The organism is Aetokthonos hydrillicola CCALA 1050 (assembly GCF_017591665.1).
Lineage (GTDB): Bacteria > Cyanobacteriota > Cyanobacteriia > Cyanobacteriales > Nostocaceae > Aetokthonos > Aetokthonos hydrillicola.
Map to the genome: position 1 here is coordinate 106,092 of NZ_JAAKGC010000023.1, position 8,072 is coordinate 114,163.

6 protein-coding genes and 1 pseudogene are annotated in these 8,072 nt (G+C 41.7%); 3 read left to right on the top strand and 4 right to left on the bottom strand.

All coding sequences use genetic code 11. From position 1 onward, the window contains the following. The 3 genes and pseudogenes from G4P69_RS39220 to G4P69_RS14335 form a co-directional block, all read left to right on the top strand. Positions 1-135: pseudogene (locus G4P69_RS39220) on the top strand (heterodisulfide reductase); the annotation flags it as partial. 358 nt (positions 136-493) lie between these two features. Beyond that, positions 494-1,420, top strand: a complete 927-nt coding sequence (locus G4P69_RS14330) for a hypothetical protein (protein WP_208350404.1) — start codon at positions 494-496, stop codon at positions 1,418-1,420. 12 nt (positions 1,421-1,432) lie between these two features. Beyond that, on the top strand, positions 1,433-2,053 hold the full coding sequence (locus tag G4P69_RS14335) for a hypothetical protein (protein ID WP_208350405.1): 621 nt from the start codon (positions 1,433-1,435) through the stop codon (positions 2,051-2,053). Positions 2,054-2,165: 112 nt separating this feature from the next. On the opposite strand, the gene G4P69_RS14340 is transcribed toward G4P69_RS14335, so the two are convergent. From G4P69_RS14340 to G4P69_RS14355, 4 genes are all read right to left on the bottom strand, one after another. Continuing rightward, complete coding sequence (locus tag G4P69_RS14340; RefSeq protein ID WP_208350406.1) at positions 2,166-2,372, bottom strand: phycobilisome linker polypeptide; 207 nt, start codon at positions 2,370-2,372, stop codon at positions 2,166-2,168. Positions 2,373-2,873: 501 nt separating this feature from the next. Then, a complete protein-coding gene (apcB, locus tag G4P69_RS14345; protein ID WP_208350407.1) occupies positions 2,874-3,362 on the bottom strand; it encodes an allophycocyanin subunit beta in 489 nt (162 codons plus the stop codon). 65 nt (positions 3,363-3,427) lie between these two features. After that, entirely contained in the window at positions 3,428-3,913 is a 486-nt protein-coding gene (gene apcA / locus G4P69_RS14350) for a globin family protein (RefSeq protein ID WP_208350409.1), read from the bottom strand. A gap of 372 nt (positions 3,914-4,285) precedes the next feature. Beyond that, complete coding sequence (locus G4P69_RS14355) at positions 4,286-7,582, bottom strand: phycobilisome rod-core linker polypeptide (protein ID WP_208350412.1); 3,297 nt, start codon at positions 7,580-7,582, stop codon at positions 4,286-4,288. Positions 7,583-8,072: the final 490 nt, after the last annotated feature.

Below are 8,072 nucleotides of genomic sequence, written 5' to 3' on the forward strand. Positions count from 1 at the left end.
CGTCAACTAGGTTTGCCAGTGCTACATTTACCTCAATTGATTGCCTTAGCACTTGGCGTCAGCTTTAAAGAACTCGGTTTAGAACGACATGTTGTTTCTACTAAGCCAGTGCTTGAAAAATTGGGACTTTACTAGAGATGGGGGATAGGGGTTATTTTTTCATTTCCTCTATCCCCTACTCCCTATGGGGAGCGTTCCAATTAAAAAAATATTATGTGGGGGGAGGGTATTGCTGCTCATGTGGATCATTACACTCTATGTTGGGATGAACGTGCAATTACCCAAAGAGCAAGATTCCAAACAAGGGGCGCTTCTGCCTGCATAAGCTCAAAAAACTGACATTTATAAATAAGGTAAGAAGGTTAGCTTAACAAGCTTAACTTCTGTTCAACTGGTATGTATAAGTTAAACAGCCAGTCGAATAAGGCTGCTTGTGAGAGCAGCATAATCAAATTTTGAATTTGTGTAGATTTATTCTGAACACAAAATTTTTATGCTTAGAAAAAAAATAACTTTCACAATATTAATTCCTCTGACATTAGTTCTAGGTAGTTGTGGCAATAGTAAGGATTTGAAATCGGCCAGAGATTTGGCAAAGTTGGGCGATACAGCAAGTACTGCTTTTCAAAAGATAGCGAATGATCAGTATGATTCTTGTCTCCGTACAGCCCGATATACTATTTTACAAACCTCGACAACAGGAGGTATTGATAGTCAACGAAAAGAACAAGAACAGTCATGTGAAAACTATCCTAAAAAAGCAAAAGATAGTTTAGATAAAGCTAATGGCGTTGTAATAGGCTACATAAAAGCTTTGGGTAGTCTAGCAGCAGACGATTTAACAAATTACGACCCACAGCTAGATTCTATTGCATCGTCGCTTAAACAACTAAAGTTCAATACAAATCAAGTTGAAGCGGGTAGTGGGATTGCTAAAGTTTTATTCCGTGTAGCAACAAATAAATATCGTCAAAAACAACTGAAAATAGTTGTCGTTTCCACCGATAAAGATTTTCAAACTTATATTCAGGGGCTTTCTAAAGCTATAACTGATAACTACATCAACGGAGCTTTAGAAACCGAAAAACTTGCAGTTGATAACTACTACAGAGAATATCTAGGGGACGTTTTAAACTCAAATAGTGCTAATAATGCACAAGGAGTCACCGCTATAACCGGCTTAGATAATCAATGGCAAAATACAAAAACAACGATTATTGAAAAGCAAAAGCTTGGTGAAGCATATGTAAATGCTCTCAATGATATAGCTAAAGGTCATCAAAAACTAACAGATAGATTTTCTACAGGCAAAATGCTATCACAAACCGAACTTCATCAGATGACTGAAAAGTACGTAAAAGATTTAAATTTGATAGCTGAGAAATCAAACAAATTGTTGAAAACAACGCCTGAAAAATAGGATTCATAAAAAATGAGTAGTCAAATATCTTCTAAAGACTTGTCTGAGCAAGCCGAAGACAACCGTGACTGTGCTAAAGAACTTATGATTAAAAGAGATATCTATAAAGCTCAAATGGCTGAGCTTCAACATAACCACGCTCCAGAGAGTGAGATAAAGAATTTGAAAGATGGTATTGCTCTCCTCAATAGACAAATTCCGGATTTACTTAAACAAGCTATTGAATTGGACGCCCAAGACATTATAGACACCATCCAAGATTTAAATGATGCTTGGAGTAAAATTAAAGCATCTACCGAAAAAGTAAAAAGTGCAGTCAAAAAGCTTAACAATATCAAAAGTACCTTGAAGATTGTGGGGCTTTTTCTTGACCTTGGTAACGCTATTATTGGAGCTTTAGCAAAGACAAATCCTGTAGCTCAGATAGAAGGAATAATACAAGGTATAGACACTTTTACTCAAGGACAACAGGCTCTATCAGTAAGCCGTGGTATCGAGGAACCAGAGGAAACTGTACCAGTCGTCGACTCAATGACAACCACTCTAAAAGTTTTACCTAATACAGGTTACACTTTGGAGATATCGATAAAAATTCAGCCAGACCTTTCTCCTAACAACTTGTCTGCTGTCTAGTCTTAATGAGGCAATTACCTCAAGTTATTCATACCAAGACCGCATAACTATACAAAAAAGAGGTCTATTCGACCTCTTCGCAACTCCCTACAGATAAAGTTGTGCTTACGAATTACAGCAAACCGGTATTAGTTCCTTGCTTACCGGTAGCGAGTTCCACCTTGAGGATTTTGCCACCCATTTTCATAATGCGTTGCTGTTCACGGAACCAGTTTTCGTAAGGAACTAGCTTGGTGAAGAAGGTGTTTTGCAGTTCGCGTTGAGTGCGAATGCGGGTTTGGCTAGGAACACAAGCAGTAACTTTAAACAACCGCGCCATGATTTTAAATCTCCTGTTAATGATTATGGAAGCTTTTTTATTTGAAGTGTATCAAGAGAACTTTTGCTAACGCAGAGTGCAGCAAAAAGCAAAAAACACTTTTTACTTATACACACTGCACTAACTCAAGGAAGGCTAATTTGGTCTAAGTCTGAGCGTGAGCGCTTTTACAGTGCCACATGAACCAATTTAGTCTATTATATCAAAAACTTATGCTTCAATTAATTGATTTCGCTTACCTCACCCAAATCCTCTGTAGTTGGAGAGTCTTCGCATATGATGACCAGTGAGGACTACGATCAACATTTTTTGTAAAAAACTGTCAGAGCAAACCTTTAAAACTAATTACTCCAAGCCTGGAAATCACACATCAATACTAGACCGTTACGACTCATAAATTAGTAATGCCCAATTATAAAAGCAACAAAACTTTCTAGCACTCATGGTTGATTTCCAGACCTTAATCAGACTGCACCTAAATTCTTAAGTGCAAAACAACTCTTAGCTTAAGCCAGAGGAGATATAGTCTAAGTAAACGCCTAATTCCTTACCAGCATCAGGACCTACTAAGCTAGCAGCAACTTCTTTGATTGCTTGGATAGATTGTACGGTAGCACCGATGGGTACACCTAAGGAATTATAGGTTTCTTTCAAGCCGTTGAGTACGCGCTCATCTAGGATGGAAGGATCGCCAGCTAACATAGCATAGGTTGCATAGCGTAGGTAGTAATCCAAGTCGCGGATACAAGCAGCGTAACGGCGGGTGGTGTACATGTTACCACCGGGACGGGTGATATCAGAGTACAACAAGGACTTAGCTACTGCTTCTTTGATGATTGCAGATGAGTTAGCAGCGATAGTACCAGCAGCACGTACGCGCAATTCACCGCTTGAGAAGTAAGCTTTGAGTTTTGACAGAGCAGTACTGTCAAGGTATTTACCTTGAACGTCTGCGGAATTTATAACAGCTGTAATTGCATCTTGAGCCATGTTGTTATTTCCTTATTTCCAACAGTATTGCAATACTTCAATTTGAGTAGGCAAACTACTTCGCCTTACACTAAAGCACCAACTACATAGTCGAAGTAATAGCTAGCTTCAGCAGCATCTTCGCCAGACAAAAGTGAAGCAGCAGCAGCTTTGATAGCTCTTACACCTTCACCAACAGCTTCGATAGGAGTGCCAAGAGATCTGTACATTTCACGAACACCCACAATACCGATTTCTTCGATTGGGGTGACATCTCCAGCTACGATTCCGTAGGTGATCAAACGAAGGTAGTAGTCTAGGTCGCGTAGGCAAGTAGCAGTCATTTCTTGACCGTAAGCATTACCACCAGGAGACACAACATCAGGACGCTTTTGGAATAGCTGGTCACCAGCTTGCTTAACAAGGCGCTCACGATTGTCTGTCAAAACTTGAGCAATGCGAAGACGGCGCTCACCACTTGCTACAAAACCTTTGATCCGATCCAGTTCGCCGGGGCTAAGATAGCGGGCTTCTGCATCAGCATTTACGATCGACTTTACGACGATACTCATTAATGCATTCCTCCAACACGAATGAAACCAGAAATTTTATTTAACTGGTGCGACTTTCAGGTTAACTGAGCTTATTCTCTCATTTTTTAGACAAAAATATTATGTCTAAACGAGTTTACTTGGGTAAATACTAGTACACAAGTCTTTAAACTCATCTCCCTTCCGGATTTATTTTCCGGCATTATGTCGAGAACTTACGACTGCTCTTAACAGTTTGTAATATTACTTTTCAGATTTGCCGTCACACCAATAGCCTGAAAGCAATTTTACAAGAAGGTTTCAGAACACAAAGCGGGAGTAGAAGCATGAAAAATGCAAAGTTAACTTTTTGTCATTTTCCATGGATTTACTCCCCCTCATCTGTTGTTCAGGCTATTTCACCCAATCAGCTTGTGTTTTAACGCTACCAAGGTAGTTACCTGCTGGTAGGGATGGCACACGTTGATAAGGCACCACGTCATCGCCAAAGTATTGAGCATACTCTGAGCTATTTAAGAGCGATTCTACAGCAGCTGTTAAACCACCCTCAGTGAGCAGCTTGTTACAAGAGCGGATTTCTGCCTGAGTTTCTGGTGCACGTCCCAATAGGTGACGGAAGAGGAACTCAACTACCTTGTTGTTGGGGTAGGAGGTGCAGAAGCGCTGGCGATAGGTTCCTGAAGTAGCCAGTTCACGGACGAAATCTCTTACTGAAATTTCTTGATTCCGTAACTTGGTTTCTAGATCGGCATGGCGGAAATTTTCAGGAACTTCACCACTTAGCAAGTCGAGAACTTGACAGTAAATAGCATTTATGAGGAATTGCATTTCTGTCTGGTTAACGTTCTCGCTGAGTCGATAGATCCGAGCAGGTTTGCTATGGGCTACACCCGCAGTATTGTTGTTGACAGATCGACCCCATTCCTGATAGTGGTTTCCTTGTCCTATCTCTGCGGTAGCCCCAGCCAAAACTGGCTGCTGTTCAACTTCTAAGCGCGATCCTACTGGTTCAAAGCTAGGAACAACTAGGTCCTTATTTTGCTTTGTCAGCTGATTGTACAACTTCTCAGTATTTGGGAAGTTTGCTGCTGGTAAAGTTGGGAACCGACGGTAAGGAACAGTATCTTCACCAAAGACTTGAACGTACTCTATACTGCCGGTCAGTGCTTTAATAAAGGCACGTAAACCTTCAGTTGCGAGGATTTGGTTGTATTTGCGAATTTCTGCTTGGTCAACAGGCGCACGTCCTAAGAAGTGCTTAGTTCCTAGTTCAATCACCTTAGTATTGGGGTAGGGTGTGTAGAACTCTTTGCGATAAAGCTTAGAGTCTCCCAAACCTTCAATAAATTCCTTAACGCTGATTTCACCATTCCCTAGCTTACTTTCTAAGGAAGTAAACTCATTTTCGATGATGTATGGTTCAATATCGCGCTCAAAAATCTGGCGGTAAGCGGCGCGGATAACGGTTTTCACCGCTACTTTGTCCTTAACGCTAGCAACCAACTTGAATACTTTGGTTTGCTCACGCTGCTTGGAAACACCTTGATTGATACGGAATTGAATATCTGGTTCGTTCCGGGTTTCTGTAACTGCACCTTTTAGCACAAAGCTAGGTGTTTCTTCCTTAACAACTTTCGCAGCAACATCTTCGCGAATACTGCCAACCCGTAGGTTACGACCAGCAACCCCTGCAGCAGTTAGGTAGCGCTCATAAGGAACTGTATCTTCCCCAAAAGCTTCGCTATATTCTAGGCTATCAATGATGGCATCAACTACAGCATAGAAGCCTTTCTTCGCAGCGATATCAAAATACTTGTTAGTTTCTTGACGACCATAAGTAGGACGACCTAACAAGCGGCGGTGAATGTACTCGATCGCCTTCATCACATACAGCGAAGTCCAATACAGCTTGCGGAATACATCCGACTTAGCTAAAGCACGGATAAACTCCCGTACCGGGATTTCCCCATTTTCTAGTTTGATTTCCGCAACTTTCTGTCTTTGACCTTCGTATACTTCACGACCAAACACTTGTAAGTAAGCTGCTCGGATAACTGCTTGGGTCGAGCTTTCGGAGAACTTAACACTTGTTCCTGTTGGCGACTTTTTGCCTTTTGTTCCAGGAAGTTGATCTAACCGGAAGACTTTTGGTCCAAGAGTACCAGGAAACTCTCCTCGCGCACCAGGATTGCTATTTTGGTTATTAATTCCTGGCCCTTGGTGAATCAATAGACGTTTGGTATCTTTACCAAAGAAAGCTGGACTGTTGTTAGGATTGCGAGTTTCTTTCGGGAAAATTGCGCCAAACTGAATTTCCAGAGGATCGTTACCAGCACCGTAAGGATGTTGATCTGGTAACGGTTGGGTATAAGCTGCAAAAGTTGTGATAAACTGTGGAACTTTGCGGAAAGGAGCACTGTAGTTAAACAGGTCTTGCTGTGGTCCCCAGTTACGGCATTCTTGTGCTTCTTGTCCCAGACCTCTGATGTATGGTACTGTTTCTTCGCCAAAGTAGTCAGAGTATTCTTGAGAATCTACTAGAGCGTCAATTAAAGCAGAAAGACCACCACTAGAAACAATCGAGAAATATTTTTGTACTTCTTCTCGGCTACTTGGTCCCCGTCCTAAAAAGTGGCGGAAAGCAAGTTCTAGAGCACGGCTGTTGATAAAGGGTTCAAAAAACTGTTTTTGGTAAAGCGGAGATTTGCCAAGACGGCGAACAAACTCTTTTGTAGAAATATCGCCATTCTTAACCTGAGATTCCAGATAAGATATCGACTGACCATAAGCGCGGGTGATATCACGCTCAAAAATTTGTCGATAAGCAGCTTTAATGACTTCATTTTTTTCAGATGCTGACAAACCAGGCTTCATCACATACTTGGGACGCCGTTCTGCCGCATTAAAGTAGATTTGCGGTAATGCCAAGCCTTGTTGATCACCAGAAGGACGTTGGCGTAATTTATTTGATGGTGTGGCTGCTTTAAATTCCGTAAGCAGAACATCCATGTACTCAGACACAATTGCTGTAGCCTCAGCATCTTTACGGAAGAAAGAAAGTGACGCTGCTTTTATTTCCTGCAAAGCAACAATTGTTGCTTCACCAGAGCAGGCATTTTCAATGATTTCTCGTAAACCACGGGTGTTAACAAGAATGATGTTAGGGTCACCAGCTACGATCGCGTAAGTAGCATAGCGTAAGAACCATGATAAATCCCGCAAACTCTTAGCCATATTGCTAGGACCGTAACGAGCAACGTTAATCGGTCTAAAGCCAGGAGGTGTTGGACCACTGGGCGAAGAGTTAAAGATGGATCTCAAGTTTTCTAGAAACCCACCACGAGATTCTACATAAGTCACAGTTCCGAGGGCAAACTGATCCTTTACGTCTGGTACAGGAGCAGCCACTGCTAATTCTGGTTCTCTAGGCTTTTCTAAAAAAGACATTGGCGAACCACCAACAAAAATACGGTTGGCGGCGCGAGAAACAATAATTTCTGAATTGTCTGTTAGAGTCTGGGCAATTTCTAACCGCTTTGCACCAGAGGCAAAATAGCTTGCCAGTTCATTCAGTTCGCTGACTCCCAGAAAGCGGTCTTGCTGCTCTGCTTGGGAAATTGTTGATACAGCTAGGGTTTGATATAGTTGCGGACGTGCAACTGAGCTTCCACCACTTGCCTTAACACTCATGTGATTTGTAAAACTCCCATCATATAATTTTCATGTGTTAAGTCTGGGTCGCTTTCCGGCTTGACAGATCGATCTTGTCATGCCTTGAGAGTCCCGCCTTCAAGACTGCCAAAAAAATTAACCCATTCAGCTTTTAGATTAGAACGTTTTGTGATTCCTCTGGGGCTTTATTAAGAAGTATTTAGAAAATAAACGCTCTTTGCCTCTTAACTCATAACCAGATGCTTACACCTAATCTAAAAAAAAGTCTAAGTTTTGTATCGAAAATTTACTTTAATTAAAATTGGGCATGGGGCAATGGGCATAGGGCAATGGGTATCAGGAGTAAAAAAAGACAAATACTATCCAGTATTCACTTCCTTCACAAAAACAAATTTACCGATATAATCTCTCTCCTACGCCCTATGCCCCATGCCCTATGCCCCATGCCCTATGCCCCATGCCCCATGACCCACGCCCCCATCCCCCTCCCCCACGCCCCAACCCCCCA